The 16,446-nt window shown below is 63.8% G+C and carries 18 protein-coding genes; 14 read left to right on the plus strand and 4 right to left on the minus strand.

Features of this window, described 5'->3' with window-relative positions; translation table 11 throughout:
- Window positions 1-133 precede the first annotated feature (133 nt).
- From AC1RL5_RS10600 to AC1RL5_RS10615, 4 genes are all read left to right on the plus strand, one after another.
- Entirely contained in the window at window positions 134-1,048 is a 915-nt protein-coding gene (locus AC1RL5_RS10600) for a LysR family transcriptional regulator (RefSeq protein WP_011063922.1), read from the plus strand.
- 99 nt (window positions 1,049-1,147) lie between these two features.
- Window positions 1,148-1,402 (plus strand): type II toxin-antitoxin system RelE family toxin, encoded by a 255-nt coding sequence (locus tag AC1RL5_RS10605; protein WP_011063923.1) that lies wholly within the window; start codon window positions 1,148-1,150, stop codon window positions 1,400-1,402.
- Window positions 1,386-1,709, plus strand: a complete 324-nt coding sequence (locus tag AC1RL5_RS10610) for a helix-turn-helix domain-containing protein (protein WP_015637312.1) — start codon at window positions 1,386-1,388, stop codon at window positions 1,707-1,709. Before AC1RL5_RS10605 ends, AC1RL5_RS10610 begins: the two co-directional genes overlap by 17 nt.
- 34 nt (window positions 1,710-1,743) lie before the next feature.
- Window positions 1,744-2,160, plus strand: a complete 417-nt coding sequence (locus AC1RL5_RS10615) for a DUF3010 family protein (protein ID WP_093405244.1) — start codon at window positions 1,744-1,746, stop codon at window positions 2,158-2,160.
- Between the two features lie 37 nt (window positions 2,161-2,197).
- Here AC1RL5_RS10615 and AC1RL5_RS10620 read toward each other — a convergent pair whose 3' ends face one another.
- Window positions 2,198-3,157 carry a GlxA family transcriptional regulator gene (locus tag AC1RL5_RS10620; protein WP_492589360.1) on the minus strand — a complete coding sequence of 320 codons (960 nt, stop codon included), beginning with the start codon at window positions 3,155-3,157 and terminating at the stop codon, window positions 2,198-2,200.
- A gap of 194 nt (window positions 3,158-3,351) precedes the next feature.
- Between AC1RL5_RS10620 and AC1RL5_RS10625 the strand changes: the two genes are divergently transcribed.
- From AC1RL5_RS10625 to AC1RL5_RS10645, 5 genes are all read left to right on the plus strand, one after another.
- Window positions 3,352-4,296, plus strand: a complete 945-nt coding sequence (locus tag AC1RL5_RS10625) for a choline ABC transporter substrate-binding protein (protein ID WP_019095256.1) — start codon at window positions 3,352-3,354, stop codon at window positions 4,294-4,296.
- An 88-nt stretch (window positions 4,297-4,384) separates the two neighbouring features.
- The gene (gene cdhC, locus AC1RL5_RS10630) at window positions 4,385-5,272 is read left to right on the plus strand and encodes a 3-dehydrocarnitine:acetyl-CoA trimethylamine transferase CdhC (protein WP_019095257.1); all 888 of its coding nucleotides are present in this window, start codon (window positions 4,385-4,387) and stop codon (window positions 5,270-5,272) included.
- 159 nt (window positions 5,273-5,431) lie between these two features.
- A complete protein-coding gene (locus AC1RL5_RS10635) occupies window positions 5,432-6,397 on the plus strand; it encodes an L-carnitine dehydrogenase (protein ID WP_492589359.1) in 966 nt (321 codons plus the stop codon).
- Window positions 6,398-6,505: 108 nt separating this feature from the next.
- The gene (locus AC1RL5_RS10640; protein WP_103408019.1) at window positions 6,506-6,982 is read left to right on the plus strand and encodes a thioesterase family protein; all 477 of its coding nucleotides are present in this window, start codon (window positions 6,506-6,508) and stop codon (window positions 6,980-6,982) included.
- A gap of 24 nt (window positions 6,983-7,006) precedes the next feature.
- Entirely contained in the window at window positions 7,007-8,167 is a 1,161-nt protein-coding gene (locus tag AC1RL5_RS10645) for a gamma-butyrobetaine dioxygenase (RefSeq protein ID WP_103408018.1), read from the plus strand.
- A gap of 253 nt (window positions 8,168-8,420) precedes the next feature.
- Here AC1RL5_RS10645 and AC1RL5_RS10650 read toward each other — a convergent pair whose 3' ends face one another.
- A complete protein-coding gene (locus AC1RL5_RS10650) occupies window positions 8,421-8,849 on the minus strand; it encodes a DUF4952 domain-containing protein (RefSeq protein ID WP_181003042.1) in 429 nt (142 codons plus the stop codon).
- A gap of 314 nt (window positions 8,850-9,163) precedes the next feature.
- On the opposite strand from AC1RL5_RS10650, the gene AC1RL5_RS10655 reads away from it, so the two are divergent.
- Together AC1RL5_RS10655 and aac(6') are read left to right on the plus strand one after the other, a co-directional pair.
- Window positions 9,164-9,427, plus strand: a complete 264-nt coding sequence (locus tag AC1RL5_RS10655; protein ID WP_015637320.1) for a hypothetical protein — start codon at window positions 9,164-9,166, stop codon at window positions 9,425-9,427.
- A 62-nt stretch (window positions 9,428-9,489) separates the two neighbouring features.
- Window positions 9,490-9,936: an aminoglycoside 6'-N-acetyltransferase gene (gene aac(6') / locus AC1RL5_RS10660; RefSeq protein WP_019095262.1), complete on the plus strand. Its 447-nt coding sequence runs from the start codon at window positions 9,490-9,492 to the stop codon at window positions 9,934-9,936.
- Here aac(6') and gbdR read toward each other — a convergent pair whose 3' ends face one another.
- Window positions 9,937-11,040, minus strand: a complete 1,104-nt coding sequence (gbdR, locus tag AC1RL5_RS10665; RefSeq protein ID WP_011063935.1) for a choline metabolism transcriptional regulator GbdR — start codon at window positions 11,038-11,040, stop codon at window positions 9,937-9,939. It abuts the gene before it with no gap.
- A 412-nt stretch (window positions 11,041-11,452) separates the two neighbouring features.
- Window positions 11,453-12,829 (minus strand): L-serine ammonia-lyase, encoded by a 1,377-nt coding sequence (locus AC1RL5_RS10670; protein ID WP_011063936.1) that lies wholly within the window; start codon window positions 12,827-12,829, stop codon window positions 11,453-11,455.
- A gap of 427 nt (window positions 12,830-13,256) precedes the next feature.
- On the opposite strand from AC1RL5_RS10670, the gene AC1RL5_RS10675 reads away from it, so the two are divergent.
- From AC1RL5_RS10675 to choV, 3 genes are all read left to right on the plus strand, one after another.
- A complete protein-coding gene (locus tag AC1RL5_RS10675; RefSeq protein WP_011063937.1) occupies window positions 13,257-14,213 on the plus strand; it encodes a choline ABC transporter substrate-binding protein in 957 nt (318 codons plus the stop codon).
- Between the two features lie 70 nt (window positions 14,214-14,283).
- Window positions 14,284-15,129, plus strand: a complete 846-nt coding sequence (gene choW / locus AC1RL5_RS10680; protein WP_019095263.1) for a choline ABC transporter permease subunit — start codon at window positions 14,284-14,286, stop codon at window positions 15,127-15,129.
- A complete protein-coding gene (gene choV / locus AC1RL5_RS10685; protein ID WP_011063939.1) occupies window positions 15,126-16,304 on the plus strand; it encodes a choline ABC transporter ATP-binding protein in 1,179 nt (392 codons plus the stop codon). The genes choW and choV overlap by 4 nt, the downstream gene beginning before the upstream one ends.
- The last annotated feature ends 142 nt before the right edge of the window (window positions 16,305-16,446 follow it).

A 16,446-nucleotide genomic window follows, 5' to 3' on the forward strand; every position in this document is an offset into this window, starting at 1 on the left:
TCCGGGGCAAGCGCCGCCGGCAGGAAGTACGGACGTCGGGGCCATGATCTGTGCTTGAATACGATGAAACAAATGAGCAGCCATCGTTTTTAACGATGGATCAGACAGCCCTCTTCCAGGGCCGGGAGCCGCGATGCGCTTTTCGCTGGATCAACTGCAGATGTTCGTACAGGCCGCGCAAAGCGGCTCGTTCTCGGCCGCCGCACGCAAGCTGGGCAAGACCCAGTCCACGGTCAGCGTGGCCATCGGCAACCTGGAGGCGGACCTGGGGGTCGAGCTGTTCGACCGCAGCGCTCGCAGCCCGGTGCTGACGGCCACCGGGCAGAAGATGCTGCTGCAGGCCGAGGCGGTGCTGGAGCGCTGCCTGACCCTGCAGGCCAACGCCGACTGCCTGTCGCAGGTGGTGGAGCCACACCTGTCGATCGTCATCGAAACCCCCTATGGCCCGCTGATGCCGGCCCTGCGGGAGTTCGAACAGGCCTTTCCCTATGTCGACCTGCTGATCCGCCACCCGCTGTCCGGGGACGCCAGCGAGCTGGTGGCCCGGGGTGAGGCGGTGCTGGGCATCGCCTTCTCGCAACCGGGCTACCCCCAGGAGCTGGAGTTCCAGCAATTGGGCAAGCTGATCATGTTGCACGTCTGCCACCCGGACCACCCGCTGGCGCAGCTCGACAGCGTGACCTTCGACGACCTGCACGTGCACCGGCGCCTGGCCTTCAGCGCCCACGCCAACAAGCTGCCCAGCAGCGAATACCTGCGCTCCACCCAGCTGTGGCAGGCGGAAAACTACCTGGCGCTGCTGGAAATGGTCCGCGCCGGCCTGGGCTGGGCCACCCTGCCGCGGCAACTGATCCAGCGTGAACTGGCCAAGGGCGAGCTGGTGGAACTGCAACTGGGGGCCTACCCCCATACCGACTGGCTGATCGGCGTCGACCTGCTCTGGGCCCGACAACGGGTGATGGGCAAGGCCGAGCGCTGGCTCAAGGAGCGGTTGCTGCGCCAGAAGGTGTACGAGGTGGACCGGCGCGGGCAGTCCACGACCTGGTAATGCTGGCGCGGGCAACAAAGGGACAAGGTTCTGCACTTGGCCGGGCAGGAAATATAAGCAAGGATTCGCATTGCTTATAAAAGACTTATATAGTCCGCCATGAACGAGATCCTCTGGAGTAGAAAAGCGGTCAAGCAGTTGATGCGACTGCACCACGAGCATCAGGTCCAGGTTCGCGATGCGATTGCCCTGCTGGCCGACATGCCCGCCAGTGGCAACGTCAAAGCCCTGTCCGGCCACACTTATGCCTATCGTCTTCGGGTCGGGCAGTACCGGGTCCTGTTCGACTGGGACGGAGCCATACACATCGTCAGTGTTCAAGAGGTCAAGAAACGTGATGAACGTACCTACTGACATCCAGATCATCCACGGCCCGGACGGCAGCCCGGCATTCGTGGTGATTCCCTACGCGCAGTACATGGCGCAGTACAAGGAAGCCGATCTGATACCCCATGACGTGGTCAGCCGCATGGTCGACGGCGCCACGCCGATCCGCGCCTGGCGCGAGCACCTGCACCTCACCCAGGACGAAGTCGCCAGGCGCCTGGGGATCTCCCAGCCGGCCTTTGCCCAGCAGGAAAGCGTCGCCCGGCCGCGCCGGGCCACCCGGGAAAAGATCGCCGCCGCCTTCGGCATACGCGCCGACCAGCTGGAGCTGTAAGCTGCGCCTCACTCACTGATTGAAAGGGTTCCCCATGAGCATCTGCGGTATCGAGATCAAAGGCAGCGAAGCCATCTTCGCCCTCGCCACCCTGCAAGACGGCGCGGTGCAACACCAGCCGCTGGCCACCAAGAAAATCGCCCTGGAAGACGATGACGAGGCCGCCAACGTCAAGGCCTTCGCCAGCCAGGTCGGGGCCTTCGTGCGCGAACACGGGATCACCCGCATCGCCATCAAGAAGCGCAGCAAGAAAGGCGAGTTCGCCGGCGGCCCCACCACCTTCAAGATCGAAGGCGTGTTTCAGTTGCTGGAGAATTGCGAGGTGACCCTGCTGTCGCCCCAGACCATCAACGCCCAGTACAAGAAGCACGGCTTCGCTCTGGCCGCGAGCCTCAACAAATACCAGCACGAAGCCTACAAAGCCGCCTGCGCCACCCTGCTGAAAAAGTAACCCTAGGAGCCGGCTGGCCGGCGCTACCGAGCCCGAGTCAAGCCAGCTCGCGGCCGCCGCCCGACGGGCGCCGGTCTTCCCGCGGGCACCGCACGAAACGCGCGCGGTAACTGCGGGTGAAGTAGGACGGCGATTCAAACCCGCAGGCAATGCTCACCTCCAGCACGCTCATGTCGGTCTGGCGCAGCAGTTTGCGGGCTTTCTCCAGGCGCAGGCCCAGGTAGAAATTGCTCGGGGTGTCGTTGAGGTGCAGGCGGAACAGGCGCTCCAGCTGGCGCCGGGTGACCTTGATCGACTCGGCCAGGGCCAGGGTACTCAGGGGCGGTTCGCTGTGCTGTTCCATTTCGCCGATCACCTGCACCAGCTTCTTGTTGCTGATGCCGTAGCGGCTGGCGACTTCCATGCGCTGGTGATCCTTGCGCGGGCGGATGCGCCCCAGCACGAACTGCTCGCTGACCTGGACCGCCAGTTGCGGGCCGTGGGCCTGGGCGATCAGGTCGAGCATCATGTCGATGGACGCCGTGCCGCCGGCACAGGTGATGCGCCGTCGATCGATCTCGAACAGCTCCTGGGTCACGCTCAGTTGCGGGTAGGACTCCTTGAAGGCCTCGATGGCCTCCCAGTGCAAAGTCACCCGGTGCCCCTCCAGCAAACCGCTCTCGGCAAGGATCACGCTACCGGTGTCGATCCCGCCCAGGGTCACGCCCTCCACCTCCAGCCGCCGCAACCAGTGCTCCAGGGCCGGGGTGAGAAACTTCAGCGGCTCGAAACCGGCCACCACCCACAAGGTCGCGCCTTTCTTCAGCGGCTCCAGGGCCGCATCGCCATTCACCGACATGCCATTGCTGGCCAGCACCGCGCCGCCGTCGGCGCTCAGCACATGCCAGCGGTACAGCTCGCCACGAAAGCGGTTGGCCACCCGTAGCGGCTCGATGGCCGAGATGAAACCGATGGCGGAAAACCCCGGCATCAGCAGGAAATAGAAGTCCTGGGACATGCAACGCACTCCGTCGACGGCCAGCGTGGGCCTTGTGATACGCCAAATGCCCCCATGCCACAAGGGGGCAGGTCGCTGCAGTGCAAGAGTCGGTCGCCGCTGTGCGCTTGCCACCGGCGGCGCCTGCGTACCTTGGCAACACCTGCGCACAAAGACGCCGGGACCGACAATAACGACCTGCCGAGGAAAGCATCATGAAACGACTGATCAGCAGCTGTGTGCTTGCGCTTAGTGGTAGCGTTTTTCTGAGCAGCGGGGCCCTGGCCGCCGATGCCGCCAGTTGCCAGAACGTGCGCCTGGGCGTGGTCAACTGGACCGACGTGATCGCCACCAGCGCCCTGACCCAGGTCCTGCTCGACGGCCTCGGCTACAAGACCAAGCAGACCAGTGCTTCCCAGCAGATCATCTTCGCCGGCATCCGTGATCAGCGCCTGGACCTGTTCCTGGGCTACTGGAACCCGCTGATGACCCAGACCATCACCCCCTTCGTCGACGCCAACCAGGTCAAGGTCCTGGCCGAACCGAGCCTCAAGGACGCCCGCGCCACCCTGGCCGTGCCGGCCTACCTGGCAGACAGGGGTCTGAAGACCTTTGCCGACATCGCCAGGTTCCAGAAGGAACTGGGGAGCAAGATCTACGGCATCGAACCGGGTTCGGGAGCCAATACCCAGATCAAGGAAATGATCGCCAAGAACCAGTTCGGCCTGGGCAAGTTCCAGTTGGTGGAGTCCAGTGAGGCGGGCATGTTGTCGGCGGTGGCCCGGGCGGTGAAACGCAACGAAGCCATCGTGTTCTTCGGTTGGGCGCCGCACCCGATGAACGTCAACTTCAAGATGACCTACCTCAGCGGCAGCGAAAACGCCCTGGGGCCCAACGAAGGCCAGGCCACGGTGTGGACCGTCACCGCGCCTGACTACGCCGAGCAGTGCCCGAACGTGCACCGGCTGTTGACCAACCTGACCTTCAGCGCCGAAGACGAGAGCCGCATGATGCAGCCGCTGCTGGATCACAAGGATGCCCTGGAATCCGCGCGGCAATGGCTCAAGGACCACCCGCAGGACCAGCAGCGCTGGCTGGAAGGGGTCACCACCTTCGATGGCAAGCCGGCCGCCGAGCACCTGCAACTGACCAGCAAATAAGCCACCGCCACTGCCGCCCCGCAGCCCGCCCTGGGCTGCGCACGGCCACCTCACGCCCTCAGCAAACACGCCTGTAAGGAACCGCACCATGAACCACGACGTCATCATCACCTGCGCACTCACCGGTGCTGGCGACACGACCGCCAAGAGCCCGCACGTGCCGGTCACCCCGAAACAGATCGCCGCGGCCGCCGTAGAAGCCGCCAAGGCCGGCGCCACCGTGGTGCACTGCCATGTGCGCGACCCCGCCACCGGCAAGTTCAGCCGCGATGTGGCGCTGTACCGCGAAGTGATGGAGCGGATTCGCGAGGCCGACATCGACATCATCGTCAACCTCACCGCCGGCATGGGCGGCGACCTGGAGATCGGCGGCGGCGAGAACCCCATGGAGTTCGGCCCCAACACCGACCTGGTCGGCCCCTTGACCCGCCTGGCCCACGTCGAGGAACTGCTGCCGGAGATCTGCACCCTGGACTGCGGCACCCTGAACTTCGGCGACGGCGACACCATCTACGTCTCCACCCCGGCCCAACTGCGGGCCGGCGCCAAGCGTATCCAGGAGCTGGGAGTGAAGGCCGAGCTGGAAATCTTCGACACCGGGCACCTGTGGTTCGCCAAGCAGATGATCAAGGAAGGCCTGCTGGACAACCCGCTGTTCCAGCTGTGCCTGGGCATTCCCTGGGGCGCCCCGGCGGACACTACCACCATGAAGGCCATGGTCGACAACCTGCCGGCGGACGCGGTCTGGGCCGGCTTCGGGATTGGCCGCATGCAGATGCCCATGGCTGCGCAAGCGGTGCTGCTGGGGGGCAACGTGCGGGTCGGCCTGGAAGACAACCTGTGGCTGGATCGCGGCGTGCTCGCCACCAACGGCCAACTGGTGGAACGGGCCACGGAAATCCTCAGCCGCCTCGGCGCCCGGGTCCTGACCCCGGCCGAAGGCCGGCAGAAAATGGGCCTGAAGCAACGCGGCTGACCCCAATCCACCTCTCCCCCCGTAGGAGCGAGCTTGCTCGCGAAGAGGCCGTCACATCCGAGCTCGCAGCAGCCGGCGTGCCGGCGAAGGGGCCCGCAAGGCCGCCAATAGCTTCGCTGGCAAGCCAGCTCCTACGAACTCTTTATCCAGGAAGACGCGATGACTTTTATCACCGACATCAAAACTTTCGCCGCCCTGGGCAGTGGCGTGATCGGCAGCGGCTGGGTGGCCCGTGCCCTGGCCCACGGCCTCGACGTAGTGGCCTGGGACCCGGCGCCCGGCGCCGAAGCGGCCCTGCGCAAGCGCGTCGCCCATGCCTGGGGCGCGCTGGAAAAACAAGGGCTGGCCCCCGGAGCATCACAACAGCGCCTGCGCTTCGTCGACACCATCGAGGAATGCGTGAAGGATGCCGACTTCATCCAGGAAAGCGCTCCCGAACGCCTGGAGCTCAAGCTGGAACTGCACAGCAGAATCAGCGCCGCGGCCAAGCCTGAGGCGCTGATCGGCTCCAGCACCTCGGGCCTTTTGCCCAGCGAATTCTACGAGGGCTCGACCCACCCGGAACGCTGCGTGGTGGGCCACCCGTTCAACCCGGTGTACCTGCTGCCACTGGTGGAGGTAGTGGGCGGCAAGCGCACCGCGCCCGAAGCGGTCCAGGCCGCGATCAAGGTCTATGAATCCCTGGGGATGCGCGCCCTTCACGTGCGCAAGGAAGTCCCGGGGTTCATCGCCGACCGTCTTCTCGAAGCGCTGTGGCGCGAGGCCCTGCACCTGGTCAACGACGGCGTGGCGACCACCGGGGAAATCGACGATGCGATCCGCTTTGGCGCCGGCCTGCGCTGGTCGTTCATGGGCACCTTCCTCACCTACACCCTGGCGGGCGGCGACGCCGGCATGCGCCACTTCATGGCCCAGTTCGGCCCGGCGCTGCAACTGCCCTGGACCTACCTGCCAGCCCCGGAGCTGACCGACAAGCTGATCGACGACGTGGTCGAAGGCACCGCCGAGCAACTGGGCACCCACAGCATTGCGGCCCTGGAGCGCTATCGTGATGACTGCCTGCTGGCGGTGCTGGAGGCGGTGAAAACCACCAAGGCCAAACACGGCATGCACTTTCACGACTAACCCACCCCCGTAGGAACTGGCTTGCCGGCGAATGGGCCGCCAAGCCAGGCGCAAACCCAACGGACGCCTTCGCCGGCAAGCCGGCTCCTACCGTTATCCGGTGACCTTATGCCTGCCCTGACCACCTACAGCACCCGCATCATCAGCGACTGGGTCGATTACAACGGCCATCTGCGCGATGCCTTCTACCTGCTGATCTTCAGCTATGCCACTGACGCCCTGATGGATCGCCTGGGGCTCGACAGCGACAACCGCGAAGCCAGCGGCCACTCGCTGTTCACCCTGGAACTGCACCTGAACTACCTGCATGAGGTGAAGCTCGACACCGAGGTCGAAGTGCGCACCCAGGTCATCGGCCACGATCGCAAGCGCCTGCACCTCTACCACAGCCTGCACAGACTCGATGATCCCCGGGAGCTGGCAGGCAACGAGCAAATGCTGCTCCACGTCGACCTGGCCGGGCCGCGTTCGGCGCCGTTCAGCGAGCCGGTGCTGCAACGCCTGCAAACCCTGGCCGCCGAGCAGGCGGACCTGCCGCGCCCGGCCTGCCTCGGCCGGGTGATCGCCCTGCCCGCGGCAAAATAGCCCTCAGAAGAAAAGGAGATCGCCGTGAACACCGCCGCCCTTGCCGACTACCGCAGTTACCCGTTGATCAGCGCACTGGCCACTGTCCAGGTCCTGCCGGACCGGCTCCAGGTGCACTGGGCCGACGGCCGTCTCAGCCCTTTTCACCATCAATGGCTGCGGGACAACTGCCCTTGCCCGCAATGCGTCTACAGCGTGACCCGCGAACAGGTGCTGGAAATCGTCGATGTTGCCGAAGACCTCGAGTGCAACGCCGCACGCATTGATGCCGACGGCTGCCTGAACCTCGACTGGGCGGACGGCCACCGCAGCCGCTTCGACCCCGGCTGGCTGCGGGCCCATGCCTATGATCGACAGTCGCGCGAAGAACGGCAGGCCGCCAAGGCCCGGCACTCGCTGTGGGACGCCAGCCTGCAACTGCCCGAGTTCCAGTACCAGGCGCTGATGGAGGACCCCCAGGTGCTCCTGCAATGGTTGCTGGCCCTGCGCGATACCGGCCTGACCCAGGTCCGTGGCGCGCCCACCGAACCCGGCTCGCTGGCCCTGATTGCGCGGCGTATTTCGTTTATCCGCGAAAGCAATTTCGGCGTGCTGTTCAACGTGCAATCCAAGGCCGATGCCGACAGCAACGCCTACACCGCCTTCAACCTGCCGCTGCACAGCGATCTGCCGACCCGCGAGCTGCAACCGGGGCTGCAATTCCTGCATTGCCTGGTGAATGACGCGGTAGGCGGCGAAAGCATTTTCGTCGACGGCTTTGCCATAGCCGATGCCTTGCGCCGCGAAGACCCCGACGCCTTCCGCGCGCTGTGTGAAATACCCGTCGAGTTTCGTAACAAGGACCGCCACAGCGACTACCGCTGCCTGGCGCCGATCATCGCCCTGGATGCCTTGGGCGAAGTGGCGGAAATTCGCATGGCCAATTTCCTGCGTGGCCCCTTCGATACCACGGAAGAACAGATGCCCCGGCTGTACCGCGCCTACCGGCGCTTTATCGCCCTGACCCGCGAAGCAAGGTTCCGGGTCATCCGCCGCCTGGACCCGGGCCAGCTCTGGTGCTTCGACAACCGCCGCACCCTGCACGCGCGCAACGCCTTCGACCCGGCCAGCGGCGCCCGGCACTTCCAGGGCTGCTACATCGACCGCGACGAACTGCTCTCCAGGATCCTGGTGCTGCAGCGCTGATCCTCACCCCTCCCGCCCCGGCTCCCCCGTGGGAGCCGGCTTGCCGGCGAAACTTGCCGGAGAGCTTTCCACAGGCAAAAAAAAGCCCCGATCAAGCCGTGACAGGATCGAGGCAGGGACTACTTCTGAGGAGCTGCGGTGAGAAGGTGACCAAACCGACACGACGCGAGCTGGTTTCAGTCTGCCCACTCTGCCTGCCCGCGAGTTAGCCGAGAGCGACCTGCTCATAGGTAATAGGGCCACTGCCACGCCTTCAGATGTCCTCGGTATACAGCACCACCGTCACATAGAAATAGCCGATCTTGTGCCAATCCTGGCGCTGGTTGTAGGGCGTCTCTTCAGAGCCCATGCCAACCTGGTAATTACGCCCGGTCTTTTTATCCCTATAGGAAATGAAACCCTTCGTTTCCCAGCCGCAGCAGACAAACCTGAGCCCCTCCTGAACCCCCAACTCCCGCTGCAGATAGCGCTCTACCTCATGGGCGTCCTTACCTTTGACCCGGTAACTGGCAGTCAGCGGTGCGCCCTGATCCTGGGGCTTCGACTCACAACGGAAAAACTCCAGGGACTTCGGTGGATCGGTCATGGCCTTCAGAAAATCGCCGCACTCGGGAGCTGCCAGAGCGGCGCCGGAAACCATCAACAACAAACAGGCGAACCCCATTCTGAACAGCACTTTCATCCACTCCAGCTCCATGGCTTGCCACTCGGCGGCCATCCTACCGAATACCCAGCGCTTGCACAGAGTGTCTTTGCGCGGCGGGAGCGCTCATTACCCCACCCTTCAGGCAAGCCCGAGGCCTCACAAGCAAGCGCCGCAAGACTTGATTGCGCCGCCTTTTCCCAACGCTGTGGCAACCGGCCATGGCCATCGACTTAGCCGAAAACGACCTGTTCATAGGTAAACGGGCCATCGCGACAATCTGCCCTTGCCGCCACCCGGGCGCCCTACCAGAATCGGCTCACGACCACGCTCCCTGAACAAGGATAAGAGTCATGATGCACGCGGATCTGATTGACCAGGACGACCTGCTGGGACAACTCCGGGCCCTGGGTTTCGAAATGCCCGCAGGCGCCAGCGCCGAGCAGGCCTGCGAATGTGCGGTAAGGGGCTTGAGCGATGCACGGGCCAAGGCGCTCAAGGGCATGGTCGAGCAGATGCTCACCGGCAATGCGACCATCCTGCCTGCCGTACGTCAGGCCATCGACCGCCAACTACTGCCGGCCCTGGCCGAGTACCAGCAGCAAAAACGCGCGTGAACGCCCCCGGGGCCCGGGCGGGTTGCTAAAGTGGGTTTCCTCCACAAACCACAGGCCCGCTCATGACCCCCATTGAACCTGGTTCATCCGCCAACGCTGGCGGGTGGCTGCAATTGCGCCAGGGCCTGTGGCCCGATTGCCCGCAGGATGAACACCAGGCCGAAATCCAGCAGATTCTGGCCGAGCCCCAGCGCTACGGCTGCTGGCTGGCCTGCACCGAGAACGGTGAGGCCGTGGGCCTGGCCGAGGCTGCATTGCGCCACGACTACGTCAACGGCACCGACAGCTCCCCCGTGGTCTTTCTTGAAGGCATCTATGTGGCCCCCGGGCATCGTCGCCAGGGCATTGCCCAGCGCCTGATCGAGCAGGTCGCCTATTGGGGGCAACAACAGGGATGCGTGGAAATGGCCTCGGACACCAGCCTCGACAACCTGGCCAGCCAGGATCTGCACCACGCGCTGGGTTTCGAGGAAACCGAGCGCGTGGTGTATTTCAAGAAACGCCTGTGACTACAGGCGCACGCTGGCGAAGGTCGATTCGTTGCGTGCCTGGCTCAGGGCCGACAATGGCCCGGACAGCGGCGCCAAAACCATGGCTTGCGGCAGCGGCATCATCGCCACCTGCTGGGTGGTGTTGGAACCGATGCGCTCGTCACGCGGTGGAATACCGAAGTACTCGCGGTAGCACTTGGAGAAGTGCGGCGTGGAGACAAAACCACAGACCGACGCCACTTCGATGATCGACATGGGAGTCTGCTTGAGCAGTTGCCGGGCGCGGATCAGCCGCAGCTTGAGGTAGTAGCGCGACGGCGAGCAATGCAGGTACTTCTGGAACAGCCGCTCCAGCTGTCGCCGGGACACGGCGACGTACACCGCCAGTTCGTCGAGGTCGATCGGCTCTTCGAGGTTGGCTTCCATCAGGGCGACGATTTCCTGCAGCTTGGGCTGGTTGGTGCCCAGCATGTGCTTGAGGGGTACGCGCTGGTGATCCTGCTCGTTGCGGATGCGCTCGTAGACGAACATTTCCGAGATCGCCGCCGACAGCTCGCGGCCATGATCGCGGCTGATCAGGTGCAGCATCATGTCCAGCGGCGCGGTGCCGCCGGAGCTGGTGAAGCGGTTGCGGTCGAGGGTGAACAGGCGGGTGCTCATGGCCACCCGGGGAAAGGCTTCCTGCATCGACGCCAGGCATTCCCAGTGCACGCTGCAATCGAAGCCGTCCAGCAGGCCAGCGCAGGCCAGGGCCCAGCTTCCGGTACACACCGCACCCAGACGGCGCGACTGGCGGGCCTGGCTCTGCAGCCAGGACACATGTTCGCGGGTGACGGTGCGCTGGATGCCGATACCGCCGCAGACAATCACGGTATCGAGGCTGGGGGCTTTGTGCATCGCGGCATCGGGGGTGATCTGCAGACCGTCACTGGCCCAGACCTGGCCACCATCGACGCTGAGGGTGGTCCAGCGATACAGCTCGCGACCGGACAGTTGGTTGGCCATGCGCAGGGGTTCGACTGCGGAGGCCAGGGAAATCAGCGTGAAATTGTCCAGCAGCAGAAAGCCGATGGATTGAGGCGCACGGTTCTGGGGTTGGGCCCCGGAGTTGAACGACGTCATCGCGATATCTCCTCACACAAAGCGGGTGATGGCCTCAGGCGGAGGCTCTTTTTATGTGCCCTGTTCCTCAAGGGAGACGGGCTTGATATTCACAGAGCAATTGCCATGCCTAAAGTTGAATGGGCATTCAATAACTCCTGAAAACGACGTCGCGACGTGTCTACATAGCCCTTGTCAATGTGCGGATAAGAAGCGCCGCCGTCGGCGTGCGGTGGCCAGGCCCAGAGAGCTGTGAGCAGTTAGGTAGCACTTGCGCGGCAGGCACTTCGCACAGGGGCGGGCGAGTGTCACTCAAAGCACAACCGGGCCACGGGCACGGGGGCTGCCCGGCCCGGTTGGCGACTTGTCTATTCACGACGCGCTAAAAGGTGGCGCACCCCTGGGCATGTGAGCGATTTGTGCGCGCCGGCAATCAGCACTCCACGGCGCTGACCGCCAGGCCGCCACGGGAGGTTTCCTTGTATTTGTCGTGCATGTCGGCGCCGGTATCACGCATGGTGCGAATCACCCGGTCCAGGGAAATGAAATGCTGGCCATCGCCGCGCAAGGCCATTTGCGCGGCATTGATCGCCTTCACCGCGGCAATCGCGTTGCGCTCGATGCACGGCACCTGCACCAGCCCGCCCACCGGATCACAGGTCAGGCCGAGGTTGTGCTCCAGGCCGATCTCCGCAGCGTTGCACAACTGCTCCGGGGTCGCCCCGAGAATTTCCGCCAGCCCGGCCGCCGCCATGGCGCAGGCCGAACCCACTTCCCCCTGGCAGCCGACTTCGGCACCGGAGATGGAGGCGTTCTTCTTGCACAGGATGCCGATGGCCGCCGCGCCGAGAAAGAAATCCACCACGTTGGCGTCGGTGACGTCTTCGCTGAACTTCATGAAGTAATGCAGCACCGCCGGAATGATCCCCGCCGCGCCGTTGGTGGGGGCGGTGACCATGCGTCCGCCGGCGGCGTTCTCTTCGTTCACCGCCAGGGCAAACAGGTTGACCCACTCCATGGCGCTGAGGGTGGAGCCGATCACATTGGGCTTGTTCAGTTCCTGCAGGCTACGGTGCAACTTGGCCGCGCGGCGACGCACATTGAGCCCGCCAGGCAGGATGCCCTCGTGCTTGAGCCCCTGCTCCACGCAGTCCTGCATGGCACGCCAGAGCGCCATCAGGCCGCTGCGGATTTCCTCTTCCGAACGCCAGACCTTCTCGTTGGCCAGCATCAGTTCGGCGACCCGCAGGTTGTGCTTCTGGCACAGGCCCAGCAATTCCACCGCACTGGAAAAATCGTAAGGCAGCTCGCTGCGGTCCAGGTCCGCCACACCGCTGTCGGCCTGGGCCTGGTCGACGACAAAACCGCCGCCCACCGAATAGTAGGTATCGCGGTGCAGCTCACCCTCTTCGCCCGCGGCCACCAGGGTCATGGCGTTGGGGTGGAACGGCAGGTTGCGGTCCACCAGCTGCATGTCCCGGGCCCAGATGAAAGGCACTGGCAGCCGCCCGTCCAGCAACAGGGTGTCGGTTTCCCGCAGCAGCTCGATGCGCGTGCCGATCAGCGACGGGTCGATCGCGTCCGGCCACTCCCCCATCAGGCCCATGATCACCGCGTTGTCGCTGCCATGGCCGATGCCGGTGGCGGACAGCGAACCGAAGAGCTGCACCTCGACCCGGCGTACCTGCTCCAGCAGTTGCCTTTCCTTTAATACCTGGACGAACAAAGCCGCTGCGCGCATGGGCCCGACCGTGTGGGAACTGGAGGGGCCGATGCCGATCTTGAACAGGTCGAAAACACTGATAGCCATTGCTGCGTAACTCCTGGTTGAGCACTGTCCGGGCGCCGGAAACGCCCTCTGACGGAGCTGCTACGCTCAAGCTGCAATCCGCCGAGAAGGGCGCATCATCAGGCTTTTGCCAAGGCCCGCGACGTCTGACACCGACTCACTCATGCCCACTAACGCCGCCAGGCGCAACGCAGGGGTTTTGGGCGTTTTTTGCGGCTCAGTTGTAGGAAAAATCGCCCGAAAACACTGTAAGCGACCTCACCGACACTGGATGCGACCCTCCCTGTACTGGATACGACGCACCCTGTAGGCGACAGATTTTCACTGGTACATGATCAGTCTCGACTCGATTGCAAGGCACGGTGGTAGAGCTGTTCCCGACACACCAACCGCCACACTTATAAGCGCGGTACAAACGCCGCCAAAAAAACATCCAGGAGTCCCCCCTATGAAAGGTTCCCCGTCGTTGTTGTTGGCCGCCATGCTGAGTCTGCCGCTTCTGGCACAAGCCGCAGAACCGGCACAATGCAGCACCGTAAACTTCTCCGATGTCGGCTGGACCGATATCACCGTGACCACCGCCACCACCAGCGTCGTGCTCAACGCCCTGGGCTACAAGACCAAGACCACCATGATTTCCGTGCCCGTGACCTACAAGTCCCTGGCCGACGGCAAGAACATGGACGTGTTCCTCGGCAACTGGATGCCGACCATGGAAAACGACATCAAGCCCTACCGCGACGCCGGGACCGTGGCCACCCTGCGGGCCAACCTGGAAAACGCCAAGTACACCCTGGCGGTGCCCGAGTCGCTGTACGACAAGGGCCTGAAGGACTTCGCCGACATCGTCAAGTTCAAAAAGGAACTGGACGGCAAGATCTACGGCATCGAGCCGGGCAACGACGGCAACCGCACCATCCAGACCATGATCGACAAGAATGCCTTCGGCCTGAAGGACGCCGGCTTCAAGGTGGTGGAATCCAGCGAGGCAGGCATGCTGTCCCAGGTCGAGCGCGCACAGCGCCGTGACACCGCGGTGGTGTTCCTGGGCTGGGAACCGCACCCGATGAACACCCGTTTCAAGATGAAGTACCTGACCGGCGGCGACGAGTTCTTCGGCCCCAACTTCGGCCAGGCCACCATCTACACCAACACCCGCAAGGGCTATGCCGAAGAGTGCAGCAACGTCGGCCAGTTGCTGAAGAACCTGTCGTTCACCCTGAACATGGAAAGCACCCTGATGGGCAACGTGCTGGACGACAAGATGAAGCCTGAGGCGGCCGCCAAGGCCTGGCTGAAGCAGAACCCTCAGGTGCTCGATACCTGGCTCGCCGGCGTGACCACCATTGACGGTAAACCTGGCCTGGAGGCCGTGAAAGCCAAGCTTGCACAAGCTTCAAATTAAGTAGTGCGCTTACGCCGGGCGGGCTCGCCCGCCCGGGCTGTTTTTCCCTTGCATGCGGACGTTCAATACCATGCTCACTGATCAGAAAATCCCCCTGGGCCAGTACATCGCAGCTTTCGTCGAGTGGTTGACGAAGCACGGCGCCAGCACCTTCGACGCGATCGCTACCACCCTGGAAACCATGATCCACGGCGTGACGTTCGCGCTGACCTGGTTCAACCCCCTGGCCCTGATCGGCCTGATTGCCCTGCTGGCGCACCTGATCCAGCGCAAATGGGGCCTGACCGCCTTTGTCGTGCTGTCCTTCCTGCTGATCCTCAACCTGGGGTACTGGCAGGAAACCATGGAAACCCTGGCCCAGGTGCTGTTCGCCACCCTGGTCTGCGTGCTCATCGGCGTACCGCTGGGCATAGTCGCGGCGCACAAGCCGCTGTTCTACACCATGATGCGGCCGGTGCTGGACCTGATGCAGACCGTGCCCACCTTCGTCTACCTGATCCCGACCCTGACCCTGTTCGGCCTGGGGGTGGTACCCGGCTTGATTTCCACGGTGGTGTTCGCCATCGCCGCGCCGATCCGCCTGACCTACCTGGGCATTCGCGATGTTCCACAAGAGTTGATGGACGCCGGCAAGGCCTTTGGCTGCTCGCGCCGTCAGTTGTTGTCGCGCATTGAACTGCCCCACGCCATGCCGAGCATCGCCGCCGGCATTACCCAGTGCATCATGCTGTCGCTGTCGATGGTGGTGATCGCCGCCCTGGTGGGCGCCGATGGCCTGGGCAAGCCGGTGGTCAACGCCCTCAATACCGCGGATATCGCCCTGGGCTTCGAAGCCGGCCTGGCCATTGTGCTGCTGGCGATCATGCTCGACCGCATCTGCAAGCAACCTGAAGCCAAAGTAGGAGGTGACGCATGAGCATTATCCGCTTCGACAAGGTCGACGTGATTTTCTCCAAGGACCCGCGCGAGCCCCTCAAGCTGCTGGACCAGGGCATGACCCGCAACGAGATCCTGAAGAAGACCGGGCAGATCGTCGGCGTCGAGAATGCCAGCCTGGACATCGAGAAAGGCGAGATCTGCGTGCTGATGGGCCTCTCCGGTTCCGGCAAGTCGAGCCTACTGCGCTGCATCAACGGCCTGAACACCGTGAGCCGCGGCAAGCTGTTCGTCGAGCATGAAGGCAAGCAGATCGACATCGCCTCCTGCAGCCCCGCCGAGCTGAAGATGATGCGCACCAAGCGCATCGCCATGGTGTTCCAGAAGTTCGCCCTGATGCCCTGGCTGACCGTGCGCGAAAACATCAGCTTCGGCCTGGAGATGCAGGGCCGCCCGGAAAAGGAACGGCGCAAGCTGGTGGACGAGAAGCTTGAGCTGGTGGGCCTGACCCAGTGGCGCAACAAGAAGCCCGACGAACTCTCCGGCGGCATGCAGCAGCGCGTGGGCCTGGCCCGTGCCCTGGCCATGGACGCCGATATCCTGCTGATGGACGAACCCTTCTCGGCCCTCGACCCGCTGATTCGCCAGGGCCTGCAGGACGAACTGCTGGAGCTGCAACGCAAGCTGAGCAAGACCATCGTCTTCGTCAGCCACGACCTGGATGAGGCCCTGAAGCTGGGCAGCCGCATCGCCATCATGAAAGACGGACGGATCATCCAGTACAGCAACCCGGAAGAAATCGTGCTCAACCCGGCGGACGACTATGTACGGACTTTCGTTGCCCACACCAACCCACTGAACGTGCTGTGCGGGCGTAGCCTGATGCGCAGCCTGGACAACTGCAAGCGGGTCAACGGCTCGGTATGCCTGGACCCGGGCGGCGATTCCTGGCTCGACCTGGCCGAAGGCAACACCATCAAGGGCGCACGCCGCAACGGCTCGCAGCTGGACCTGCAGAACTGGGTTCCGGGGCAAGCCGTGGAAGAACTGGGCCGACGCCCGACCCTGGTGGACTCCAGCATCGGCATGCGCGATGCCCTGCAGATCCGCTACCAGACCGGCAACAAACTGGTGCTCCACGACAACCAGAAAGTGGTGGGCATCCTTGGCGACAGCGAGCTCTACCACGCGCTGCTCGGCAAGAACCTGGGTTAAGCAGCAGACACAAAAACGCCGCGAGCAATCGCGGCGTTTTGCTTTAACCACCCACCCCCTTCTGTAGGAGCTGGCTTGCCAGCGAACAGGCCCTGAAGCCTTGCAGCGCCCTTGAGGACGCCTTCGCCGGCAAGCCGGCTCC

The organism is Pseudomonas sp. GW822-FHT06D10 (assembly GCF_058799535.1).

Excerpts from the sequence above, each read along its gene's own strand:
- AC1RL5_RS10600 (WP_011063922.1), top strand. The coding sequence starts at position 134 with ATGCGCTTTTCGCTGGATCAACTGCAGATGTTCGTACAGGCCGCGCAA.
- AC1RL5_RS10605 (WP_011063923.1), top strand. The coding sequence starts at position 1,148 with ATGAACGAGATCCTCTGGAGTAGAAAAGCGGTCAAGCAGTTGATGCGA.
- AC1RL5_RS10610 (WP_015637312.1), top strand. The coding sequence starts at position 1,386 with ATGAACGTACCTACTGACATCCAGATCATCCACGGCCCGGACGGCAGC.
- AC1RL5_RS10615 (WP_093405244.1), top strand. The coding sequence starts at position 1,744 with ATGAGCATCTGCGGTATCGAGATCAAAGGCAGCGAAGCCATCTTCGCC.
- AC1RL5_RS10620 (WP_492589360.1), bottom strand. The coding sequence starts at position 3,157 with ATGTCCCAGGACTTCTATTTCCTGCTGATGCCGGGGTTTTCCGCCATC.
- AC1RL5_RS10625 (WP_019095256.1), top strand. The coding sequence starts at position 3,352 with ATGAAACGACTGATCAGCAGCTGTGTGCTTGCGCTTAGTGGTAGCGTT.
- cdhC (WP_019095257.1), top strand. The coding sequence starts at position 4,385 with ATGAACCACGACGTCATCATCACCTGCGCACTCACCGGTGCTGGCGAC.
- AC1RL5_RS10635 (WP_492589359.1), top strand. The coding sequence starts at position 5,432 with ATGACTTTTATCACCGACATCAAAACTTTCGCCGCCCTGGGCAGTGGC.
- AC1RL5_RS10640 (WP_103408019.1), top strand. The coding sequence starts at position 6,506 with ATGCCTGCCCTGACCACCTACAGCACCCGCATCATCAGCGACTGGGTC.
- AC1RL5_RS10650 (WP_181003042.1), bottom strand. The coding sequence starts at position 8,849 with ATGAAAGTGCTGTTCAGAATGGGGTTCGCCTGTTTGTTGTTGATGGTT.
- AC1RL5_RS10655 (WP_015637320.1), top strand. The coding sequence starts at position 9,164 with ATGATGCACGCGGATCTGATTGACCAGGACGACCTGCTGGGACAACTC.
- gbdR (WP_011063935.1), bottom strand. The coding sequence starts at position 11,040 with ATGACGTCGTTCAACTCCGGGGCCCAACCCCAGAACCGTGCGCCTCAA.
- AC1RL5_RS10670 (WP_011063936.1), bottom strand. The coding sequence starts at position 12,829 with ATGGCTATCAGTGTTTTCGACCTGTTCAAGATCGGCATCGGCCCCTCC.
- AC1RL5_RS10675 (WP_011063937.1), top strand. The coding sequence starts at position 13,257 with ATGAAAGGTTCCCCGTCGTTGTTGTTGGCCGCCATGCTGAGTCTGCCG.
- choW (WP_019095263.1), top strand. The coding sequence starts at position 14,284 with ATGCTCACTGATCAGAAAATCCCCCTGGGCCAGTACATCGCAGCTTTC.
- choV (WP_011063939.1), top strand. The coding sequence starts at position 15,126 with ATGAGCATTATCCGCTTCGACAAGGTCGACGTGATTTTCTCCAAGGAC.